The organism is Actinoplanes aureus (assembly GCF_015704865.1).
Lineage (GTDB): Bacteria > Actinomycetota > Actinomycetes > Mycobacteriales > Micromonosporaceae > Actinoplanes > Actinoplanes aureus.
In genome coordinates this window covers 333,780-354,431 of the sequence record NZ_JADQTO010000007.1, presented here as the reverse complement: position 1 = coordinate 354,431, position 20,652 = coordinate 333,780, and the positions used below count along the sequence as shown (strand labels likewise).

General features: G+C 70.8%; 18 protein-coding genes. 14 read left to right on the top strand and 4 right to left on the bottom strand.

Annotated elements, in window-relative coordinates:
* Genes I4J89_RS17755 through I4J89_RS17745 form a run of 3 tightly spaced genes read left to right on the top strand, consistent with a single transcriptional unit; the run spans position 1 to position 3,765 of the window.
* Positions 1 to 255, top strand: a complete 255-nt coding sequence (locus tag I4J89_RS17755) for a hypothetical protein (RefSeq protein WP_196415086.1) — start codon at positions 1 to 3, stop codon at positions 253 to 255.
* A 43-nt stretch (positions 256 to 298) separates the two neighbouring features.
* A complete protein-coding gene (locus I4J89_RS17750) occupies positions 299 to 1,984 on the top strand; it encodes an ABC transporter transmembrane domain-containing protein (protein ID WP_196415085.1) in 1,686 nt (561 codons plus the stop codon).
* Positions 1,981 to 3,765: an ABC transporter ATP-binding protein gene (locus I4J89_RS17745; RefSeq protein ID WP_196415084.1), complete on the top strand. Its 1,785-nt coding sequence runs from the start codon at positions 1,981 to 1,983 to the stop codon at positions 3,763 to 3,765. The genes I4J89_RS17750 and I4J89_RS17745 overlap by 4 nt, the downstream gene beginning before the upstream one ends.
* A gap of 41 nt (positions 3,766 to 3,806) precedes the next feature.
* Here I4J89_RS17745 and groL read toward each other — a convergent pair whose 3' ends face one another.
* Positions 3,807 to 5,462: a chaperonin GroEL gene (groL, locus tag I4J89_RS17740; RefSeq protein ID WP_196415083.1), complete on the bottom strand. Its 1,656-nt coding sequence runs from the start codon at positions 5,460 to 5,462 to the stop codon at positions 3,807 to 3,809.
* 73 nt (positions 5,463 to 5,535) lie between these two features.
* Positions 5,536 to 5,844, bottom strand: coding sequence for a co-chaperone GroES (gene groES, locus I4J89_RS17735; protein WP_014687825.1), 309 nt, complete (start codon positions 5,842 to 5,844; stop codon positions 5,536 to 5,538).
* Positions 5,845 to 6,065: 221 nt separating this feature from the next.
* Here groES and I4J89_RS17730 point away from each other — a divergent pair, with 221 nt between their 5' ends.
* From I4J89_RS17730 to I4J89_RS17685, 10 genes are all read left to right on the top strand, one after another.
* Entirely contained in the window at positions 6,066 to 7,250 is a 1,185-nt protein-coding gene (locus I4J89_RS17730; protein ID WP_196415082.1) for a class I SAM-dependent methyltransferase, read from the top strand.
* 52 nt (positions 7,251 to 7,302) lie between these two features.
* Positions 7,303 to 7,788, top strand: coding sequence for a Cys-tRNA(Pro) deacylase (ybaK, locus tag I4J89_RS17725; protein WP_196415081.1), 486 nt, complete (start codon positions 7,303 to 7,305; stop codon positions 7,786 to 7,788).
* A 329-nt stretch (positions 7,789 to 8,117) separates the two neighbouring features.
* Positions 8,118 to 9,224, top strand: coding sequence for a sugar ABC transporter substrate-binding protein (locus tag I4J89_RS17720; protein ID WP_196415080.1), 1,107 nt, complete (start codon positions 8,118 to 8,120; stop codon positions 9,222 to 9,224).
* 164 nt (positions 9,225 to 9,388) lie between these two features.
* The gene (locus tag I4J89_RS17715; protein WP_196415079.1) at positions 9,389 to 10,192 is read left to right on the top strand and encodes an ATP-binding cassette domain-containing protein; all 804 of its coding nucleotides are present in this window, start codon (positions 9,389 to 9,391) and stop codon (positions 10,190 to 10,192) included.
* Entirely contained in the window at positions 10,189 to 11,445 is a 1,257-nt protein-coding gene (locus I4J89_RS17710; RefSeq protein ID WP_196415078.1) for a sugar ABC transporter permease, read from the top strand. Before I4J89_RS17715 ends, I4J89_RS17710 begins: the two co-directional genes overlap by 4 nt.
* A gap of 34 nt (positions 11,446 to 11,479) precedes the next feature.
* Entirely contained in the window at positions 11,480 to 12,658 is a 1,179-nt protein-coding gene (locus tag I4J89_RS17705) for an ROK family transcriptional regulator (RefSeq protein WP_196415077.1), read from the top strand.
* Between the two features lie 54 nt (positions 12,659 to 12,712).
* A complete protein-coding gene (locus I4J89_RS17700) occupies positions 12,713 to 14,194 on the top strand; it encodes a peptidase M16 family protein (RefSeq protein ID WP_196415076.1) in 1,482 nt (493 codons plus the stop codon).
* Between the two features lie 21 nt (positions 14,195 to 14,215).
* Complete coding sequence (locus I4J89_RS17695; RefSeq protein WP_230859065.1) at positions 14,216 to 15,160, top strand: hypothetical protein; 945 nt, start codon at positions 14,216 to 14,218, stop codon at positions 15,158 to 15,160.
* Entirely contained in the window at positions 15,157 to 16,869 is a 1,713-nt protein-coding gene (locus I4J89_RS17690; RefSeq protein WP_196415074.1) for a peptidase M16 family protein, read from the top strand. The genes I4J89_RS17695 and I4J89_RS17690 overlap by 4 nt, the downstream gene beginning before the upstream one ends.
* Positions 16,866 to 18,503 carry a molybdopterin-dependent oxidoreductase gene (locus tag I4J89_RS17685; protein ID WP_373688139.1) on the top strand — a complete coding sequence of 546 codons (1,638 nt, stop codon included), beginning with the start codon at positions 16,866 to 16,868 and terminating at the stop codon, positions 18,501 to 18,503. The genes I4J89_RS17690 and I4J89_RS17685 overlap by 4 nt, the downstream gene beginning before the upstream one ends.
* Positions 18,504 to 18,662: 159 nt before the next feature.
* Here I4J89_RS17685 and I4J89_RS17680 read toward each other — a convergent pair whose 3' ends face one another.
* Positions 18,663 to 19,049: a WhiB family transcriptional regulator gene (locus I4J89_RS17680; protein WP_196415073.1), complete on the bottom strand. Its 387-nt coding sequence runs from the start codon at positions 19,047 to 19,049 to the stop codon at positions 18,663 to 18,665.
* A 228-nt stretch (positions 19,050 to 19,277) separates the two neighbouring features.
* On the opposite strand from I4J89_RS17680, the gene I4J89_RS17675 reads away from it, so the two are divergent.
* Positions 19,278 to 20,126 carry a response regulator transcription factor gene (locus tag I4J89_RS17675; RefSeq protein WP_196415072.1) on the top strand — a complete coding sequence of 283 codons (849 nt, stop codon included), beginning with the start codon at positions 19,278 to 19,280 and terminating at the stop codon, positions 20,124 to 20,126.
* 33 nt (positions 20,127 to 20,159) lie between these two features.
* Here the strand turns inward: I4J89_RS17675 and I4J89_RS17670 are convergent, their stop codons facing one another.
* The gene (locus I4J89_RS17670; RefSeq protein WP_196415185.1) at positions 20,160 to 20,558 is read right to left on the bottom strand and encodes a DUF5319 domain-containing protein; all 399 of its coding nucleotides are present in this window, start codon (positions 20,556 to 20,558) and stop codon (positions 20,160 to 20,162) included.
* Positions 20,559 to 20,652: the final 94 nt, after the last annotated feature.

The window sequence follows — 20,652 nt, the reverse complement described above, 5'->3', positions numbered from 1 at the left end:
ATGATCGCTCGGATGTGGGAGGTGCGGGCCTCGCGCAGCGGCTTCGACGAGCTGCTGGCCTGGGTCTGCGACACGGCAGTGCCTGGGTTGGAGGTACTGCCACAACATGTGTCGAGTGACGTCTATTCGTCCACGGATCATCGCATCGTCGTCATCACCAAATGGCGAAACACTCCGCAAAGCCTGCCTACACCACCGGAAAAGCTGGTAGCACGCGCTCCGCACGTCTGGGATTTCACGCCCGTCGATCGCTGACCGGTCGCAGTCCGCGCACCTCGGCCTTACCGTCGGTGGCCTGATGCGAAGATTGCCCGAGCCGGATCCCGGCCTGCCCGACTCTCGGTCCGCCCTGCGTTACCTGTTCTGGTTGGTCCGGCGATCCCGCTTGACGGTGGCGGCTGCGGCGCTCCTCGCGATCCTCTGGATGGGGTGTCAGGCGCTGGCTCCGGCGGTGGTCGGGTTCGCCGTCGACGCGGCCGCGGAGGGTGCCGGGCGGACCCTGCTCGGCTGGGTGTCGGTCCTGCTCGGCGTCGGCGCGGTGCAGGCCGTAGCGGGTATCTCCCGGCACCGTTTCGCGGTGGTGAACTGGCTGGGCGCCGCGTTCCGGACCGTACAGGTGGTGGTGCGTCAGGCGAACCGTCTCGGCTCCACATTGCCCCGGCGGCTCGACGCCGGTGAGGTCGTGGCGATCGGCACCTCGGACATCACACACATCGGTGCGGCCGTCGACGTCGTGTCCCGGGGCGTCGGTGCGCTGTTCGCGGTTGTCACGGTCACCGTCGTGCTGCTCCGGACGTCGGTTCCGCTCGGTCTCATCGTCGTGGTCGGCGTACCGATGCTGATGCTGGTGGTGGGCCTGCTGATCCGGCCGCTGCACCGGCGCCAGCAGGCGTACCGGGTGCGACAGGGACGGCTGACCGGCCGTGCCGCCGACCTGGTCTCTGGTCTGCGGGTGCTGCGCGGCGTCGGCGGTGAGGCGCTGATGGCGAGCCGCTACTGCAAGGAGTCGCAGGAGTTGCGGACCGCCGGGGTGCACACGGCGCGGGTGGAGGCGCTGCTGGAGGCCACCCAGGTGCTGCTCCAGGGGCTACTGCTGGTGCTGGTCACGCTGCTGGGGGCGCGGTTCGCCGCGTCCGGGCAGATCACGGTGGGCCAGTTCGTGTCGTTCTACGCGTACGCGGCGTTTCTGGTGGCGCCGCTGCGGCAACTCACCGACGCGATCGACAAGGTGACCCGGGGCCACGTCTCGGCCCGCCGCGTGGTGGCGATGCTCGGGGTGCGGAGCGATCTGCCCGACCCGGCGTCGCCGGTTGCCCTGACCGGGGGCGACCTGGCCGACCCGGAGTCGGGAGTGCTGATCCCGATGAGCCGGTTCACCGCCATCGTCGCGGCCGAACCGGCGGACGCGGCCCGCATCGCCGACCGGCTGGGCAGGTATGCGGACGGCGCCACGCTCGGCGGCGTACCGCTGGCCGACGCGGCTCTGTCGGCCGTGCGGGACCGGATCCTGGTCGCCGACAACGAGGCGCGGCTCTTCTCCGGCCGGTTGCGCGCCGATCTGGACCCGTACGACCGGGGCACCCTGTCGGCGGCGTTGGAGGCGGCGGCCGCGACCGACATCGTCGAGGAGTTGCCGGAAGGGGTGAAGAGCCTCGTCGACGAGCGGGGCCGGTCCTTCTCCGGCGGGCAGCAGCAACGGCTGCGCCTGGCCCGGGCCCTGATCGCCGAACCGGAGATCCTGATCCTGGTCGAGCCCACCAACGCAGTCGACGCGCACACGGAGGCCCGGATCGCCTCCGGGCTGCGTACCGCGCGGGCCGGGCGTGCGACGGTGGTCTGTACGTCGAGCCCGCTGGTGCTGAGCCAGGTAGATCACGTCTGCTACGTCGAGTCCGGTCGGTTGGTGGCCGCCGGATCCCACCGGGAACTGCTCCGGTCCCACCCGCGGTACGCCCGGACGGTGTTGCGTGAGGACCAGCCGTGAGCCGCTCCCTGCCGGTGGCGGACGGCACACAGGTCCGGCGGTACGCGCGTGACCTGGTCCGCCGCTACCCGGGCCTGTTCCGGGCCACGGTCGGCCTGCACGTCGCCGCGGCGCTGGCCACCCTGGCCGGGCCCCGGCTCCTCGGCAACCTGGTGGAGGCGGTACGCGCCGGCGCCGCCGTCCGGGCACTGGACCGGCTCACCATCACCATCGCCGGGTTCGTGCTGTTGCAGGGAATCCTGACCCGGTTCGCCTATCTGGCGTCGGCTCGGCTGGGTGAGCGGATCCTGGCCCGGCTGCGCGAGGAGTTCCTGTGCCGGGTGCTCACCCTGCCGCTGGCCACAGTGGAATCGGCCGGCACCGGTGACCTGCTTACCCGTACCACCCGGGACGTGGACGCGTTGTCGAAGTGCGTGCGGTTCGCGGTGCCGGAGACGATGATCGCGCTGATCACCCTGGTCCTGGTGGTCGTCGCGCTGCTGCTGGTCAGCCCGCTGTTCGCGGTGCCGCTGCTGATCGGGGTGCCGATCATGGTGGTGGGTACGCGGTGGTATCTGCGGCGGGCGCCGGCCGCCTACCTGAGGCAGAACGCGGCGTACTCGGACGTGACCGAGGGGCTGACCGAGACGGTGGAGGGGGCACGGACCGTCGAGGCGCTGGGACGGCAGCAGCAGCGCATCGACCGTACCGATGCCGACCTGCGCAGATCCTGGCTGGCCGAGCGGTACACCCTCTTTTTGCGCACCGTCTGGTGGCCGATGATCGAGATCAGCTACGTCCTGCCGGTGGCGGTCACCCTCCTCTACGGCGGCTGGCTCAACCTGCGTGGCCTGGTGACGCTGGGCCAGCTGACCTCTGCGGTGATCTACGTTCAGCTGCTTGTCGATCCGCTGGACCGGCTCTCCGGCTGGCTCGACGAACTGGAGGTGGGTGCGGCCTCGCTGGCCCGGCTGATCGGCGTGGCCGCGGTGGTGACACCGATGCCGGCGACCGCCCTTGAGCCGTCCGGCGGCCGCATCGAGGTGCGCGGTGTCCGCTTCGCCTACCAGGCCGACCGAGAGGTGCTGCACGGCATCGACCTGACCCTGGAGCCGGGCGAGCGGCTGGCCGTGGTCGGTGTCTCCGGCGCCGGCAAGTCCACTCTGGGCCGTCTGCTGGCCGGGGTGCACCAGCCCACCGAGGGCAGCGTCACGGTGGGTGGGGTCTCGTTGGCGGAGCTGCCGCCCGAACGGCTGCGCGCCGAGGTAGCGCTGGTCACCCAGGAACACCATGTCTTCATCGGCACGCTGCGCGACAACGTCGCGATGGCACGACCGGGCGTGCCGGAGGGCGAGGTACGCGCGGCGCTGGCGGCCGTGCACGCACAGATCTGGGTGGATCGTCTGCCGTACGGGCTGGACACCATGGTCGGCACCGGCGGGGTCCAGCTGTCCCCGGCACAGGCCCAGCAGGTCGCGCTGGCCCGGCTGATCCTCGCCGACCCGCACACGCTGGTGCTGGACGAGGCCACCGCCCTGCTGGATCCGCGGGCGGCCCGGGACCTGGAACGGTCCCTGGCGGCGGTGGTCCGCGGCCGGACCGTGGTGGCGATCGCGCACCGGCTCTTCTCGGCGCACGACGCGGACCGGGTGGCGGTGATCGAGGACGGCCGGATCGTCGAGCTGGGGCCGCACGATCAGCTGGTGGCGGCGGGTGGGGCGTACGCGGCGCTGTGGCGTTCCTGGCGGGGCGGCGCGGAGGCCGGCGACGGTGATCGGGCCGCGGCGCCCATAGCGCACTGAAGGGCGCGTCCGGACGGACGCGCCCTTCACCTAGCAGCTGATCAGAAGCCCGGGCCGTGCTGGTGGCCGTGGCCACCGTGGCTGTGCCCGTGACCGTGCCCACCGGCCGCGGCCGGGGCCGGCTCGGCCGGCTTCTCGACCACGAGGCTCTCGGTGGTGAGCAGCAGCCCGGCGATCGAGACGGCGTTGGAGACCGCGTTGCGGGTCACCTTGACCGGGTCGATGATGCCGGCCGCGGTCAGGTCGACGTACTCGTCGGTGGCCGCGTTGAGGCCGTGACCCCAGCCGAGCTCGTTGACCTTGCCCACCACGACGTAGCCGTCGTGGCCGGCGTTCTGCGCGATCCAGCGCAGCGGCTCCACCAGCGCCTTGCGGACGATGCTGACACCGATCGCTTCCTCGCCGGTCAGCCCGAGGCCGCCGTCGAGGTCCTTGGCGACCTGGGCGAGTGCGGCGCCGCCGCCGGGGACGGTGCCCTCCTCGACCGCCGCCTTGGTCGCCGCGATGGCGTCCTCGATGCGGTGCTTGCGCTCCTTCATCTCGACCTCGGTCGCGGCACCGACCTTGATCACCGCGACGCCGCCGGAGAGCTTGGCCAGCCGCTCCGAGAGCTTCTCGCGGTCCCAGTCGGAGTCCGACGCCTCGATCTCCTTGCGGATCTGCGAGACCCGGTCGGCGACCTCGGAGGTGTTACCGCCACCGTCGACGATGGTGGTGTTCTCCTTGTCGACGACGATGCGCCGGGCGCTGCCCAGCGACTCGATGCCGACCTGGTCCAGCTTGTAGCCGAGCTCGGGGGCGATCAGCTCTCCGCCGGTGGCGATCGCCAGGTCCTGCAGGATCGCCTTGCGGCGGTCGCCGAACCCGGGCGCCTTCACCGCGGCGACCTTGATGGTCTTGCGCAGCGAGTTGACGACCAGGGTGGAAAGCGCCTGGCCCTCGACGTCCTCCGCCACGATCAGCAGCGGCTTGCCGGTCTGGAGCACCTTCTCCAGGACCGGGAGCAGCTCCTCGATGCTGGAGATCTTCTGCGTGGTGAGGAGGATGTGCGCGTCCTCCAGCACCGCCTCCTGCGCCTCGGCGTCGGTCACGAAGTTCGGCGAGATGAAGCCCTTGTCGAACTGGAGACCCTCGGTGACCTCGAGCTCGGTCAGCAGAGCCGAGCCCTCCTCGACGGTGATCACGCCGTCGCGGCCGACCCGGTCCATCGCCTCGGCGATCAGCTCACCGATGGTGGCGTCCTGCGCCGAGATGGTGGCCACGTTGGCGATCGCCTGGTGGTCGGCGACCTCGACGGCCTTGGCCAGCAGCGCCTTGGAGACGGCCTCGGCGGCCTGGTCCATGCCGCGCTTGAGACCGATCGGGTTGGCACCCGCGGTCACGTTGCGCAGACCCTCGCGGACCAGCGCCTGGGCGAGCACGGTCGCGGTGGTGGTCCCGTCGCCGGCGACGTCGTTGGTCTTGGTCGCCACCTCCTTGACGAGCTGGGCGCCAAGGTTCTCGTACGGGTCGGTGAGCTCGATCTCCTTGGCGATGGTGACGCCGTCGTTGGTGATCGTGGGCGCGCCGAACTTCTTGTCCAGGACGACGTTGCGCCCGCGCGGGCCGAGAGTGACCTTGACCGTGTCGGCGAGCGTGTTGACGCCGTGCTCCAGCAGGTGCCGGGCGTCGTCAGAGAAGCTGAGAATCTTCGCCATGTATTGGTCCCTTCACGCACCGACGCCCTGCCCCGACACGTCGGAACAGGGCGTCTGCGCAGTCAGTTAGGTCTTACTTCTCGATGACCGCGAGGACGTCGCGGGCGGAGAGCACCAGGTACTCCTCGCCGGCGTACTTGACCTCGGTGCCGCCGTACTTCGAGTAAAGGACCACGTCGCCGACCTTGACATCGAGCGGAACGCGGTTGCCCTTGTCGTCGATCCGGCCGGGGCCGACAGCGAGGACGGTGCCCTCCTGCGGCTTCTCCTTCGCGGTGTCGGGAATCACGATGCCCGACGCCGTGGTGGTCTCGGCCTCGTTCGCCTGGACCACGATGCGGTCCTCGAGCGGCTTGATCGCAACCTTGGTCGCGGTAGTCACGGGCATACCCTCCTGGGTACAGGTTTCGCCGGCCATGAGCCAGCCGGTCTGAATGCCTCATGCCACCGGGCGGGGCCGTCGTCGCGGGTGCCGGTCCGCCTGGTGCCTAGCCGCACGGACGGGCCGGGCGGCTGGCACCCTCATGTTGAGAGTGCTAACCGGAGACTATTCCGGAACTAGCACTCCGTCAACCAGAGTGCCAACCTGTCACGCCAGGGAGAATGCCTGGTGTGACATGTGAGCCGTTGTCGTCGTTGCAGACCCCGGAAGGGGCGGAAGCCCTGGCCGTGGCGGCCGAGATCGGCGACGGTGAGCCGCTCGCCGCGGCCTCGGCCATGCGGGCCCGGGGCATCGGCGCGGAGCTCGCCGCAGCCGCCTTGACCCAGGCTAGTTTGCGTCGGCGCGCGGCGATGAAGTTCGGGCCGGACGCGACCCGGATGTTCTTCACCCGGGCCGGGTTGGAACAGGCGACGCGAGCCGTGGTCGCGGACCGGCGGGCGGCCCGCCTCGCCGCCGCGGGGGTGCGGACCCTTGCCGATCTGGGCTGCGGGCTGGGCTCCGACGCGCTGGCGGCGGCCCGGCACGGCATCCGGGTGTACGCCGTGGACGCCGATCCGCCGACCGCGGCGATGGCCGCCGCGAACGCCGAGGTGGCCGGTCTGGCCGACCTGATCACGGTGGAGTGCGCCGACGCCACCTCGGTGGAGGTGGAACGCTACGACGCGGTCTTCGCCGATCCGGCGCGCCGGCAGGCCGGCCGGGGCCGGGTGTTCGATCCGAAGGCGTACTCGCCGCCCTGGGACTTCGTGATCGGGCTGGCCCGCCGGGTGCCGCGGACCGTGCTCAAGCTCGCACCCGGCATCGACCACGATCTGCTGCCGGAGGGCGCCGAGGGCGAGTGGGTCAGCGTGGGCGGTGACCTCGTCGAGGCGGCGTTCTGGTGCGGCCCGCTGGCGTCCGCGCCCCGGCGCGCCACGCTGCTCGGCGGGCACACCGCCGAACTGGTCGGCTCCGGTGTCGAGGCGGCCCCGGTCGGGCCGGTCGGGGCCTGGATCTACGACCCCGATCCGGCGGTGGTCCGCTCGCATCTGGTCGCCGAGTTCGCCGCGACGATCGGCGGACGGCTGGCCGACCCGGCGATCGCGTACGTCTACACCGACGACCCGGTGGACACCCCGTACGCCCGGCGGCTCGGCGTCACCGACGTGCTCCCGTTCTCGCTGAAGCGGCTGCGGGCCCTGTTGCGGGAGCGTGGTGTCGGCCGGCTGGAGATCCGCAAGCGCGGCTCGGCCCTGGTGCCGGACCAGTTGCGCAAGGATCTGAAGTTGTCCGGCCCGAACGGGGCGGGTCTGGTGCTGACCCGGGTGGACGGGGCACCGCTCGCGCTTCTGACAACAACGTCGTAACAGGTCGTAAACGGACCCGCGTGATGTTCGGGCGCGGGAGTAGCGTGCGCCCATGGCAAAGAAAGCGGCCGGTACGCCGGCCACCGTCTTGCTGACCGCGGAGCGGGTTCCGCACATCCTGCATCCGTACGACGTGTCCCCGGACGCGCCGAACTATGGCGCTCTGGTGGCCGAGGCCCTCGAGGTCGAGCCGGAGCGGCTGTTCAAGACCCTGATCGCCGACGTCGACGGGCGGCTGGTGGTGGGGGTCGTGCCGGTCACCGGCGACCTGGACCTGAAGGCGCTGGCGGCGGCCGCCGGAGGCAAGCGCGCCGTGCTGGCCGATCGGGTCGCGGCCGAGCGCAGCAGCGGCTACGTGCGTGGCGGGATCAGCCCGCTGGGTCAGCGCAAGCGGCTGCCAACGGTGATCGACGACTCGGCGCCGGACCTCGACGTGATGTACGTCTCCGCCGGCCGCCGCGGGCTCCAGGTCTCGCTCGCTCCGGATGACCTGATCCGTCTGACCGGTGCGGTGGTCGCCCCGATCCGGGGATCGTAGTTAAGGGCACGGAAAGGTCTGTTCTTAGGAGATCGGGCCACTTGCGGCCCGGATATTACCTAGCGTTACCTTGTGCAGCTTCTGGAGGGACATTCCCGGCGCTTTGTGGGCCCCTTCGGCACTGGCGTGTTGCCGGATTGTTATCCCTCGTTACGAGATAGACCGTGGTTACGGCTTGTGTTGTCGGCCACGATGGGAATACGTTGCCGGGCACAACAAACCGGTTCCTGATCCATCGGCGTCACCAGGGAAGCGGGAACTCCCAGGCAACGCAACCCTGACAAATCCGAACCAAGGCCCCGGATTTACCCCCCGAAAGGACATAAGGAATGCGTAAGGGACTGTTCGCCCTTGCCGCGGTCGGCCTCGTGGCCACCGGAAGCATGGCCGCATGCGGCGACAACAGCGGCGACACCGACAGCGGCAGCGGAGACAAGGCCGCCTCGGCGGGCAAGGTCGGCGTGATCCTGCCCGACACCAAGAGCTCCGCCCGCTGGGCGACCGCCGACCTGAAGTACCTCACCGAGGCGTTCAAGGCGGCCGGTGTCGAGGCCGACATCCAGAACGCGCAGGGTGACAAGACCCAGTTCCAGACGATCGCTGAGGGCATGATCACCAGCGGCGTCAAGGTCCTGGTGATCGTCAACCTGGACTCCGGCACCGGTAAGGCCGTGCTGGACAAGGCGAAGGCCTCCGGCATCGCCACGATCGACTACGACCGCCTCACCCTGAACGGTGGCGCCGACTACTACGTGTCGTTCGACAACGTGGCGGTTGGCAAGCTCCAGGGCGAGGGTCTGGCCACCTGCCTGGCCGAGAAGAAGTACACCAAGCCGGTCGTGGCCCAGCTGCACGGCGCGCCCACCGACAACAACGCCACCCTGTTCAAGGAGGGCTACCAGTCGGTGCTGGACCCGAAGTTCCAGGCCGGCGAGTTCGTGAAGGGCCCGGAGGACGCGGTTCCGGACTGGGACAACGCGCAGGGCGGCACGCTCTTCGAGCAGCAGCTGACCTCCAACAAGGAGATCAAGGGTGTGCTGGCCGCGAACGACGGTCTCGGCAACGCCGCCATCCAGGTGCTGAAGAAGAACAAGCTGAACGGCCAGGTCCCGGTGACCGGTCAGGACGCCACCGTGCAGGGTCTGCAGAACATCCTCACCGGTGACCAGTGCATGACGGTCTACAAGGCCATCAAGAAGGAGGCCGACGCGGCCGCCGAGCTGGCGATCGCGCTGGCCAAGCAGCAGCCGCCGACCACCGCCACCGACACGGTGAAGGACCCGGAGTCGGGCAAGGACGTCAAGTCCGTCCTGCTCGAGCCGCAGTCGATCACCAAGGCGAACGTGAAGGACGTCGTCGCGGACGGCTTCGTCACCAAGGAGGAGCTCTGCACCGCCGACTTCGCCAAGGCTTGCACGGACGCCGGCATCAGCTGATCTCTCAGCTGACTGTCAGCCCGATCCGTAACGGCTGAGGACGGCGCCGCCCACGCTCGCGTGGGCGGCGCCGGAGTCGGTTGCAACACCTCCCGCACGCGGCTAGCCACGATGAAGTGGTGCGGCCTCGACGAAACCGGTCACCGAACGAAGGAGAACCATCCGTGGCCGCGACACCCCTTCTGGAGCTGCGCGGGATCGACAAGAGTTTCGGTCCTGTCCAGGTCCTGCACGACGTCGGACTCAGCGTCTACCCGGGCGAGGTCACCGCCCTGGTCGGCGACAACGGCGCCGGTAAGTCCACGCTGGTCAAGTGCATCAGCGGTATCTACAACATCGACGCGGGCACGGTGACCTTCGAGGGCAAGGAGGTCGCGGTCCACAGCCCCCGTGACGCCTCCGCACTCGGCATCGAGGTCGTCTACCAGGACCTCGCCCTCTGCGACAACCTGGACATCGTCCAGAACATGTTCCTCGGCCGGGAGAAGAAGAACGGCATCGTCCTGGACGAGGACACCATGGAGGAGATGGCCGGGGAGACCCTGCGCAGCCTCTCGGTGCGTACCGTCAAGTCGCTGCGCCAGCTCGTCTCCAGCCTCTCCGGCGGCCAGCGGCAGACCGTGGCGATCGCCAAGTCGGTGCTCTGGAACAGCAAGGTCGTCATCCTGGACGAGCCGACCGCCGCGCTGGGCGTGGCGCAGACCGCCCAGGTGCTCGAACTGGTCCGCCGCCTGGCCGACAACGGCCTCGGCGTGGTGCTGATCTCGCACAACATGAACGACGTGTTCGCGGTCTCGGACCGGATCGCGGCGCTCTACCTCGGCCGGATGGCCGCCCAGGTGAAGGCGTCCGACGTGACCCACTCCCAGATCGTCGAGCTGATCACCGGCGGGCGCAGCGGCAATCTCGGCCTGCCGCCCGAGAAGCCTTCCGACTTCATCGACATCACGCCGGGAGACGTCCAGTGACCACCACTACCACGACCACGGCGGGCGGGATCCAGGCCGTCAAGCCGACGGTGTCCAGCCACGTCCGGGACTACTGGGCCCGGGTCCGCGGTGGCGATCTCGGCACCCTCCCGGCCGTCCTGGGACTTCTCGTCCTCACGCTCATCTTCAGTGTCGCCCGCCCGGACACGTTCCTCAGCGCGCTCAACTTCGCCAACCTGTTCAACCAGGGTGCCCAGGTGGTCTTCATCGCCATGGGCCTGGTCTTCGTGCTGCTGCTCGGCGAGATCGACCTCTCCGCGGGCTTCGCCAGCGGCGTGTGCGGTGCGATCATGGCGATCCTGCTCACCGACGAGGGCATGGCCTGGTACGTGGCCGTCCCGGCGGCCCTGCTCACCGGCATCGTCATCGGTCTGGTGCTCGGCGTGCTGGTGGCCAAGCTCGGCATCCCGTCGTTCGTCGTGACGCTGGCGGCCTTCCTCGGCTTCCAGGGCATCCTGCTCACCCTCCTCGAGGGTGGCAAGAACATCTCGATCACCGACGAGTTCGTCCGCTCGCTGAACAACGACAGCATGTCGGTGCTGTGGAGCTGGGTCTTCACGATCGTCTGCATCGTCGGCTTCGCGTTCGTGCAGCTCAACCGGTACCGCCGGCGCGCGAGCAAGAACCTCATCACCGACCCGCTGGGCATCGTCCTGATGCGCATCGGTGGCCTCGCGGTGCTGTTCATCGCGGCCACCGCGGTGCTCACCCAGGAGCGGGCGATCAACGCGGCGATCACCTCGCTCAAGGGCGTCCCGATCGTCGTACCGATCATCGCGGCGTTCCTGGTGATCTGGACGTTCGTGCTCGGCCGCACCACGTACGGCCGGCATGTCTACGCGGTCGGCGGCAACACCGAGGCGGCCCGCCGCGCCGGTATCCCGGTCGACCGGATCCGCATCTCGGTCTTCGTGATCTGCTCGTTCATGGCGGCCATCGGCGGCATCCTGGTGGTCAGCCGGGCCAGCTCGGTCGACCCCAACACCGGCGGCAGCAACATCCTGCTGTACTCGGTCGGTGCGGCGGTCATCGGTGGCACCAGCCTCTTCGGTGGCAAGGGCAAGGTGATCAACGCGGTGATCGGTGGCGCGGTGATCGCGGTGATCGACAACGGCATGGGCCTGATGGGCTTCTCGCCGGGTACCCGTTACATCGTGACCGGCCTCATCCTGCTCACCGCGGCAAGCGTCGACGCCCTGGCGCGACGCCGAGCCTCCGCAACGGGAAACTGATGCGCGGAACTCCCGGGCCGGGGACGGGACGCTGATGCGTGCCGGCCCCAGCCAGGAAGAGGTACGCCGGCACAACCTCGGGACGCTCCTGCGCTATGTGCACATGCACGGCGCGACCTCCCGGGCGGAGCTCACCAACCGGCTCGGCCTCAACCGCAGCACCATCGGGGCCCTCACCGCCGAACTGATCAGCGCAGGGCTGGTCACCGAGGCGGTGCCACGGGAGACCGGCCGGGCCGGACGACCTTCGCTGGTCGTCCGGCCCGAGTCGGGCAAGGTTTACGCGTACGCGCTCAGCATCGAGGTGGACCGGCTGCGTGCGGCGCGGGTCGGGCTCGGCGGGCAGATCCTGGAGCAGTACGAGACCGAACGTCCGCCCGGGATGAGCGCCGACGACGCGGTGCAGCCGCTCGCCGGGTTCGTCCGGACCATGCGTGCCACGATGGGCGACGACGCCAAGTGCGTCGGCAGCGGCCTGGCGGTGGCCGGCATGGTGCGCCGCGAGGACGGCATGGTCCGCCTCGCGCCGACCATCGGCTGGGTCGAGGAGCCGGTCGGCGCGGCACTGCGCGCCGAGCTGGGTGAGTCCGGCCGGCTCACGGTGGGCAATCACGCCGACGTCTGCGCTCTCGCCGAGCACGCCCGCGGGGCGGCGGTGAACTGCGACAACGTCCTCTTCCTCTATGGCGACGTGGGTGTCGGCGCGGGAATCGTGGCCGGTGGGCGCCGGGTGATCGGCCACGGCGGGTACGGCGGCGAGGTCGGCCACATGGTGGTCAATCCGTACGGGCGGCCGTGCTCCTGCGGCTCGCGCGGATGCTGGGAGACCGAGATCGGTGAACACGCGCTGCTCCGGCTCGCCGGACGGGCGGACCACACCGGCCGGGACGCGGTGCTCGAGGTGGTGGACGCCGCGATGCGCGGTGACAGCCAGGCCCAGCACGCGCTGCGGCAGGTCGGCGACTGGCTCGGGTTCGGCGTCGGCAACCTCGTCAACATCTTCAACCCGGAAGTCGTGATCTTCGGCGGCACCCTGCGCGACGTCTACCTCGGCGCTGCCGCCCAGGTCCGCAGCCGGCTCAACGCGGTCGGGCTGCCGGCCTGCCGCGAGCACGTCCGGCTGCGTACCCCGGAACTCGGTACGGACGCCGCGCTGATCGGCGCCGCCGAGCTGGCCTTCGAGCACCTGCTGGACGACCCGCTGCTGTCCTGATCCCCGGTTCCCCCGCGAGCCGCGGTCCACAACGGAAGATCTATGCTGCCCGCCATGATCAGGCAGCTCGAGGTGGACGGTGTGCCCGCGCTGCTCGCGCCGGTCAGCGGGCCGATGCACGCCGGTCTGGTCTTCCGGGTCGGCGTGGCCGACGAGTCACCGGCCCGGCGGGGCATCACCCACCTGGTGGAGCATCTGGTGCTGCCCGGGCCGGCGCAGGTGAGCAGCCACCTCAACAGCCGGACCGGGACCGAGCACACCTACTTCCACGTCCAGGGCTCGGCCGAGCGGATCACCGAGTTCCTCGCCGGCGTCTGTGCCGCGCTGCGCCGCCTGCCGGACGGCCGGATGGCGGCCGAGAAGGAGGTGCTGCGCAGCGAGGCGGCCGGCCGGGTGAGCGATCCGCTGCCGATGCGCCGGCACGGCGCCCGGGACTTCGGCATGCCGAGCTATCCCGAGTGGGGCCTGTCCGGGCTCGCCGCCGAACATCTCAACGAATGGATCGCCCGCTACTTCACCAGGGACAACGCGGCTCTCTGGGTGGCCGGTGACGACCTTCCCGAGGGGCTGGCGCTGGATCTGCCGGACGGTGCCCGGCAGCCGGCGCCGGCGCCGTCGTCGGTTCTGCCGGTGACCCCGGCCGCCTTCGCCGGTTCCGGCGACCGGACCGCCTGGGACACGGCGGTACGCCGGGAGGCCCGCGCCGCGGTCTTCGCCAACGTGCTCGAGCGGCACCTGGACCGGGACCTCTGCCGGCGCAGCCCGATCGCCGGCGCGGTACGGACCGAGTACCAGCCACGCGCCGCCCGGACCGCCCGGATCACCGCCTTCGCCGAACCGCTCGCCGGGCAACGTGACGCGGCACTCCACGGGCTGGTCGAGGTGCTGAGCGCGATGCGCACCGGGCGGATCGAGGCGGATGACGTGACCACCGTCGTCGGGCTGACCTGCGACGGGTTGCGGGAGGCCGAGGAGCGGGGCGGGCGGCTCCCGGGGCAGGCGTTCAACGTGCTGGCCGGGCTGAGCGTGCGGAGCCTGGACGACGCGATCGCCGAGGTGCGTGCGGTCACGGCGCCGGAGGTGGCCGAGGTCGCGGCGACGGCGTACGACGCGGGGCTGCTGATGACGCCGGCCGGCACGTCGGCCGACTGGGCCGGCTATCCGGCGGTGCCCCCGGGTTCCGGGTCGGTGGTGACCGGCCGTACCCGGCGGTCCCGGACGGACCGGGGCCTCCGGCTGGTCCACGGCGACGACGGGATCAGCCTGATGACCGGCGAGACGGCGCGGACCGTACGGTACGACGCCTGCGCCGCCGTGCTGGCCTGGCCGGACGGCGCCCGGGAGCTGATCGGCGACGACGGCATCGCGGTACGCGTGGAACCCGCCCTGTTCCGCCACGGTGAGGCCGTGACCAGCGAGATCGACGCCCGGGTACCGGGGGCGCACCGGGTCGGTATGCCGGCCCGTGATCCCGGGTCGATCCCGCGTCCGCGCCGCGGGCTCTGGCGGACGGGCTCGTTGTCGCGTCCCGAGTGATCGACGCTTATGCTGCCCGCCATGTCCCAACCCACCGACGTGGTGCTCGACAGCGCCGCCGCCTATCCGGAGATCAACGCACTACGCGCCGCGCTGGCCCGGCGTGACTGGCCGGCCTGCCGGACCCTGCTCGACTCCGCCGGTTCGATGGAGCGCACCGGGCTGATCCGCGCGGTGTGCGAGGACGAGGGCCTGGAGGGTTTCCTGCGTGCCGTGCTGGCCGCGGACCCCGCGGACGGCGCCGCCTCCGCGCTGCTCGGCACCCACCTGATCGACGTCGGCTGGAAGATCCGCACCGGGGCCCGCGCACAGTACGTGAGCCGCGAGCAGTTCGCCGCGTTCCACGACTGGCTGCGCAAGGCGGAACAGGTGCTGATCGACGGCGCCGCGTACAACCCGAAGGACCCGGCGGTCTGGACCGCCCGGATCACCTCGGCGCGCGGCCTGCAACTCGGTCTGGCCGAGAGCCGGCGGCGTTACGACCGGCTCACCGCCGCCGACCCGTACCACCTGCCCGGGCAGCTCCAGCTTCTGCAGATGCTCTGCCCCAAGTGGGACGGCTCCTGGGAGCAGGTGCACGAGTTCGCCCGGGACGCGGTGGGTGCCGCGCCGGCCGGCGGGCCGCACGGCGTGCTGATCGCGGAGGCGCACATCGAGCACGTCTTCGACGCGGACAACCGCGCCGAGATGATGGGTTACCTGGCGAACGAGCAGGTTCGCGCGGAGATCTACCAGGCGGCGCAGCGGTCCATCTGGCATCCCGGGTTCGGCCGTGGCTATGGCTGGATCGAAGCGCTCAGCTCCTTCGCGCTGCTCTTCATGCTCCTGGACGACCAGCGCGCGGCCGCCGCCACGTTCACCGCCATGGGCAACCTGGCGACCCGGCACCCGTGGGACTACCTGGCCGACGACGTCGTCACCCAGATCCAACAGGCTCGGACCTGGGCGCTCGGAGGGAAGCGATGATCACTCAACTCGAGGTCGGCGGCATACCCACGGTGCTCGGGCCGACGACCGGGCCGATGCACGCCGGACTGGTGTTCCGGGTCGGATTCGCGGACGAGCCGCTGGCCAAGCGGGGGATCACCCATCTCGTCGAGCACCTGGCGCTGCACTCCTTCGGGGTGGCCGACTACCACTACAACGGCGCCACCAGCGTGGAGTACACGTTCTTCCACACCCGGGGCGCCGAGGCGGACATCGTCAAGTTCCTCAACGGGGTGTGCGCCGCGCTGAACGACCTGCCGATGCACCGGCTCACCACGGAGAAGGAGATCCTGCGTACCGAGGAGAACGGTCGCAGCGAGGGCCCGACCGAGGCGCTGGCACTCTGGCGGCACGGCGCCCGCGACTACGGCGTCGTCACCTACCCGGAGTGGGGGCTGTCCGGGATCACCCCGGATGACCTGCGAGCCTGGGTCGGCCGGTACTTCACCCGGCAGAACGCGGCGCTCTGGATCGCCGGCCCGGCCGTGCCGGCCGGGCTTCAGCTCACCCTTCCCACCGGGCGCCGCATGCCGGCGCCGGCTCAGTCCTCCGCCCTTCCGGTACGCCCGGCGTACTTCTCCGGTCCGTCCAACGTCGTCGCCTGGGACGCGGTGGTACGCCGGGAGGCCCGTGCCGCGGTCTTCTCCGGAGTCCTGGAGCGGGCCCTGTTCCGCTCCCTGCGCCAGGAGAGCGGCCTGTCCTACACCGTGCACGCCGGCTACGAGCCCCGGGGCGACGGCAGCGCGGTGATCTCCGCGTTCGCCGACGCGCTGCCGGAGAAGCAGGGCGCCGTGCTCGGCGGCTTCGTCGACGTGCTGGCGTCCGCCCGGCTCGGGTTGATCGACCAGGCCGAGGTGACCACCGTCGTCAACCAGCGCACCGAGGAACTGACCCACGCCGAGGAGAACGGCAGCCGGCTTCCAGGGCAGGCGTTCAACCTGCTCGCCGGCCGTCCGGTGCAGAGCCTCGACGAGGCGCTCGCCGAACTGCGCGCGGTCACCCGGGACGACGTCGCGGCGGTCGCCGCCTCGGCGTTCGCCGACGGTCTGCTGATGACCCCGGGACTGACCAGCGCCGATTGGGCCGGGTACACCGCGGCGCCGAACTCCTCCGACGTGGTGGTTCAGGGCACCACGTACCCCTCGCTGGAGGACCCGGCGCTCGCTCTGATCGCCGGGGAGAGCGGCGTGAGCGTCGTCGGCGACGGCTCGGCGGCGACGGTCTGGTTCGACCAGTGCGCGGCCGTGCTGGCCTGGCCGGACGGGGCACGGCGCTTCGTCGGGCACGACGGCATCCAGGTGAGCTTCGAACCGACGCTCTTCATGAACGGGCATGCCCTGATCCCGGCGCTCGACGCGCGGGTCCGGCCGGAGCTGCGTACCCCGATGCCGCCCCGCGACGCGGCCCGGATCCCGATTCCCCGCCCGAAGCCCCCGCAGGAGCATCAGCCGGCGCCGGCCGCGCCGGAGACCGAAAGCGGAGGTACGGCCGGAGCCGTCCTCGGCCTGGTGGTGCTCTCGCCGATCCTGCTCTTCTTCGGCCTCATCGGGGTGGTCATGCTGATCTCCGCGGTCGCCGACAGTGAGGACACCGGCTCGGAGGTGATCCTCGGTCTGTCGTTCCTGTTCGTCGCCGTGGCCTGCGGGTTCGGTGTCGGCAAGGCGATCCGGAAGTTGCGGAACCGCTGACGGCTCGGCCGGCGAGGCACGATGGTGAGGTGAAGGCGACGATCCGGGCCGGGCTGTCCGGCGTGGCGGCGGCCGCGGTCGCGCTCGGCGTGGCCGAACTGGTCGCGGTGGCGACCGGCGCCCGCTCCGCGCCGCTGGTCGCGGTCGGCGGGGTGGTGGTCGACCACGTGCCGGCCCCGGTCAAGGACTTCGGCATCGCGGTCTTCGGGGTGCACGACAAGATCGCGCTGCTGGTGGGCACCGCGCTGCTGGTCACCGGGTACGCCTACGGCCTCGGCGTGATCGGCCGGCGGCGCTGGGCAGTCGCGGTCACCGGCATCGCCGTCTTCGGGGCGATCGGTGCGGCGGCCGCGCTCACGCGCACCGGGGTGGGCCCGGAGGCGGTGCTGCCGTCGCTGCTGGGTGCGGCCGTCGCGGTGCCGGTGCTCCGGTACCTGCTCCGGGCGGCGGGTAGGGCCGAGCCGGTGACCACCGCATCTTTCCCGGCGGCCACGGTCGGCCCGGACCCGGCAGGTGCCGGGCCGACCGTGGCGGGACGCGACGATTCGGCGCAGGGCCGGAGTGCGTACCTCCGCCGAAGCCGGCGCCGCTTCGTGCGTGACCTGGGAATCGTGGCCGGGATCGCGGCGGCCGGCGGGGTTGCGGGCCGGATGCTGACCTCGCGGCGCGCGGTGACCGCGGCCCGGCAGTCGGTCGCGTTGCCGGTCACCACCGAGCCGGCGCCGGTGCTGCCGGCCGCGGTGCAGGTGCCCGGAGCGGTGCCCTATGTGACACCGAACCGGGATTTCTACCGGATCGACACGGCGCTGGTGACGCCGCAGGTGGATCCGGCGTCCTGGCGGCTGCGGATCCACGGGATGGTGCGCAACCCGATCACGCTCACCTGGGCGGACCTGCTGCGCCGGCCGATGGTGGCCCGGTACGTGACGCTGGCCTGCGTCTCCAACGAGGTGGGCGGCGACCTGATCGGAAACGCGCTCTGGCTGGGTACGCCGATCAGGGAACTGCTCGACGAGGCGGACCCGCTGCCCGAGGCGGATCAGGTGGTGCAGCGCTCGGTGGACGGCTGGACCTGCGGCACACCGACCGCGGTGCTGCGGGACGGGCGGGACGCGCTGCTCGCGATCGGGATGAACGGCGAGCCGCTGCCGGTCTCCCACGGCTTCCCGGTCCGGATGGTCGTTCCCGGACTCTACGGCTACGTCTCCGCCTGCAAATGGATCACCGAGCTGGAGCTGACGAGATTCGCTGACTTCGATGCGTATTGGGTGCCGCGCGGCTGGTCGGCGCAGGCCCCGGTGAAAACCCAGTCGCGAATTGACACCCCGCGCGACGGTGCCTCCCGGCGGTCCGGTCCGGTCACGGTGGCCGGCGTGGCCTGGGCACAGCACCGCGGGATCGCCAAGGTCGAAGTGCAGGTCGACGACGGTCCGTGGACGAACGCGGCGCTCGCACCCACGGTGTCGGCCGACACCTGGACGCAATGGAGCCTGAGTTGGCCGGCGGAGCCCGGCCGGCACACCCTGCGCGTGCGGGCGACCGATCTCGACGGCTCGACGCAGACCGGTGCGCGGGCCGAACCGGCACCCGACGGTGCCACCGGATGGCACGAGGTGGCCGTCAACATCGAATAGCGGAAAGCCGCACTTTCGGTCCGACTCGAAAACGCAAGTCGCTCATACGGTGGGTTGCATGTCCACCGATGCGGTTGAAGAACCGCTGAACCACTCGACACGGTCCTCGGCCGAGGACCGTGTCGCAAGCCGTGTGGTGATGCCGCGCGCCGGGCGGCGTCAGGCCGCCGGTGCCTGCCGTTGTGCGGGTACCGCCGTCTTGTGGGGCCGGCCGAGGCGCGCCTCGAGCCGGACAAGGTCGACCCGTCCGTGACGATCGGCCAGGTCCTCCCAGCCGACCGCGAGCAGCCGCAGCCGCTCCGATTCGCTGAAACCTCCCCAGACACCGTACGGCTCGCGGACCGCGAGGGCGTGCGCCGCACACTCCGCCCGGACCGGGCAGGCGCCGCACATGGCCTTGGCCTTGGCCTCGCGGCGATTGCGGGACGATCCGCGCTCGCCGTCGGGGTGGAAGAACTGCGCGCTGTCCCGGCCCCGGCAGAGTCCCAGCCTCTGCCAGTCCCACAAATCGGCGATGGGCCCGGGCAGTCTGCGAACGTTCGACATCAACACCCTCCTCCCGCGCGGCACCGCGGAGCGTTCGACATCGGCCTGCTACAGGCCTTTGGCGGGTGTACCCCGGCGATCGCCGGCTCACACGCAACATGTCGATGTCTTCGTGAGCGGTATGGCAAAGGGGTGGCAAGTCATACCTTTCTTTCCCGTTTTTTCCATCTAAAGCGCGTAATGCTGCGGCCCTCGCGTGATCTCCTCTGAGAGAGAAGGAGGATCACTGTGCGTACCGTCCTCGTGTGCGTCCGAACCCCGCTGGCGGCCCAGACCGTCGCGTCCACCGCGGCCCGGCTCGGCATGACCGGCGTCGTCCGGACCGCGGTCAGCGAGACCGAGGCCATGATCCGCCTGGCTGAACGGCCGGCAGAAGTGGTTCTCGCCGACACCGCCGTGACCCGTCCCGACAGCGTCGGGTTCACCCGGCGCGTCCTGGCCCGCGCGCCGCAGGCACAAGTGGTGCTCTTCGGCGCTGAAGACCCCCGGGTGGCGGCCGCAGCCGTCGCCGCCGGCGCCCGCGGAGTCATCCGCGGAGTCGAGCACGACCTGGTCAGCGTCGTCGCCAAGGCACTACTTCTGCTGCTGTTGCCGGTCCGCCCGCAGGGCATGCCGATCAACGGAGCAAACGCGCAACCGGCCACCGTGGCCGGCGGCGTGCGCAACAACAACTCCCCGGCGGCCCGGGGTCAGTACCACGGCGGTCCCGGCATGGGCGTACCGAACGCGGCGGCGGTACCGGCCATGCTGCCCAACTCGCCGATGGTCCCGGCACAGCGTGGCGACGCACCGATCGACCCGGCAACCGGCCGGCCGATGGTGGCGTGGCCCGGCAACGAGGCCGGTGTCGGCATGGCGGACGCGGCTCCGGCGACCCGGCGGCTCACGCTCACCGAGCGAGAGCTACAGGTGCTGCGGGGGATGGCCGACGGCAAGAGCAACGCCGAGATCGGCCGCGAACTGTTCGTCTCGGAGGACACCGTCAAGACGCACGCCCGGCGGTTGTTCCGCAAGCTGGGCGCTCGCGACCGCGCGCACGCGGTCGCCGCCGGCTTCCGAGCCGGCCTGGTCGCCTAGAGAAGCAAAATCGGAGGGTACGGACGACGGGTTCTAATTCTCGTCGTCCGTGCCCTCTGTCAGTGTGTCGTGCACGCCGTCGGCGTAGCCGCGTGCGTACTCCCACGTGACGTAGTGGTCGGGGTCGGGATCGTAGGCCGGCTCGTGCACCCGGGGCCGCCCGCTGCTCAGCAGGTGCCGCAGGTTTCCGCGCAGCAGATCCCAGTCGAAGTAGTGCGGCTCGTGGCAGTCCTCGCACTCGATGACCAGTCCGCGGATGCCTGTCGGACTCAGCAGCGCCTGGTAAATCTCCAGGTCGGAGAGGTCCTCCAGGACGTCCTGCCGCTCTTCCTCGGTCAGCGGTTCGGACTCGACGTCCTCGTTGAGGTCGTCGAGACCGGCGGCCGGGTCGGTCGGGTCGCCGTTGAACGGGTCGATCGGCTCTTCTTGCACCCTCATACCGTACTCACCTTGGCGGTGGGTGTGCTGGCCCGCACGTTCTGTCCGCCGCCCGGGTGCCCCGTGTGGGATGGGTAGGATGATGAAC

What these genes read in the sequence shown, in the direction of transcription:
- ybaK (WP_196415081.1), top strand. Translation starts at nt 7,303, where the DNA reads ATGGCAAAGAAAGCGGCCGGTACGCCGGCCACCGTCTTGCTGACCGCG.
- I4J89_RS17755 (WP_196415086.1), top strand. Translation starts at nt 1, where the DNA reads ATGATCGCTCGGATGTGGGAGGTGCGGGCCTCGCGCAGCGGCTTCGAC.
- I4J89_RS17700 (WP_196415076.1), top strand. Translation starts at nt 12,713, where the DNA reads ATGATCAGGCAGCTCGAGGTGGACGGTGTGCCCGCGCTGCTCGCGCCG.
- I4J89_RS17705 (WP_196415077.1), top strand. Translation starts at nt 11,480, where the DNA reads ATGCGTGCCGGCCCCAGCCAGGAAGAGGTACGCCGGCACAACCTCGGG.
- groL (WP_196415083.1), bottom strand. Translation starts at nt 5,462, where the DNA reads ATGGCGAAGATTCTCAGCTTCTCTGACGACGCCCGGCACCTGCTGGAG.
- I4J89_RS17695 (WP_230859065.1), top strand. Translation starts at nt 14,216, where the DNA reads ATGTCCCAACCCACCGACGTGGTGCTCGACAGCGCCGCCGCCTATCCG.
- I4J89_RS17720 (WP_196415080.1), top strand. Translation starts at nt 8,118, where the DNA reads ATGCGTAAGGGACTGTTCGCCCTTGCCGCGGTCGGCCTCGTGGCCACC.
- I4J89_RS17750 (WP_196415085.1), top strand. Translation starts at nt 299, where the DNA reads ATGCGAAGATTGCCCGAGCCGGATCCCGGCCTGCCCGACTCTCGGTCC.
- I4J89_RS17730 (WP_196415082.1), top strand. Translation starts at nt 6,066, where the DNA reads ATGCCTGGTGTGACATGTGAGCCGTTGTCGTCGTTGCAGACCCCGGAA.
- I4J89_RS17680 (WP_196415073.1), bottom strand. Translation starts at nt 19,049, where the DNA reads ATGTCGAACGTTCGCAGACTGCCCGGGCCCATCGCCGATTTGTGGGAC.
- I4J89_RS17690 (WP_196415074.1), top strand. Translation starts at nt 15,157, where the DNA reads ATGATCACTCAACTCGAGGTCGGCGGCATACCCACGGTGCTCGGGCCG.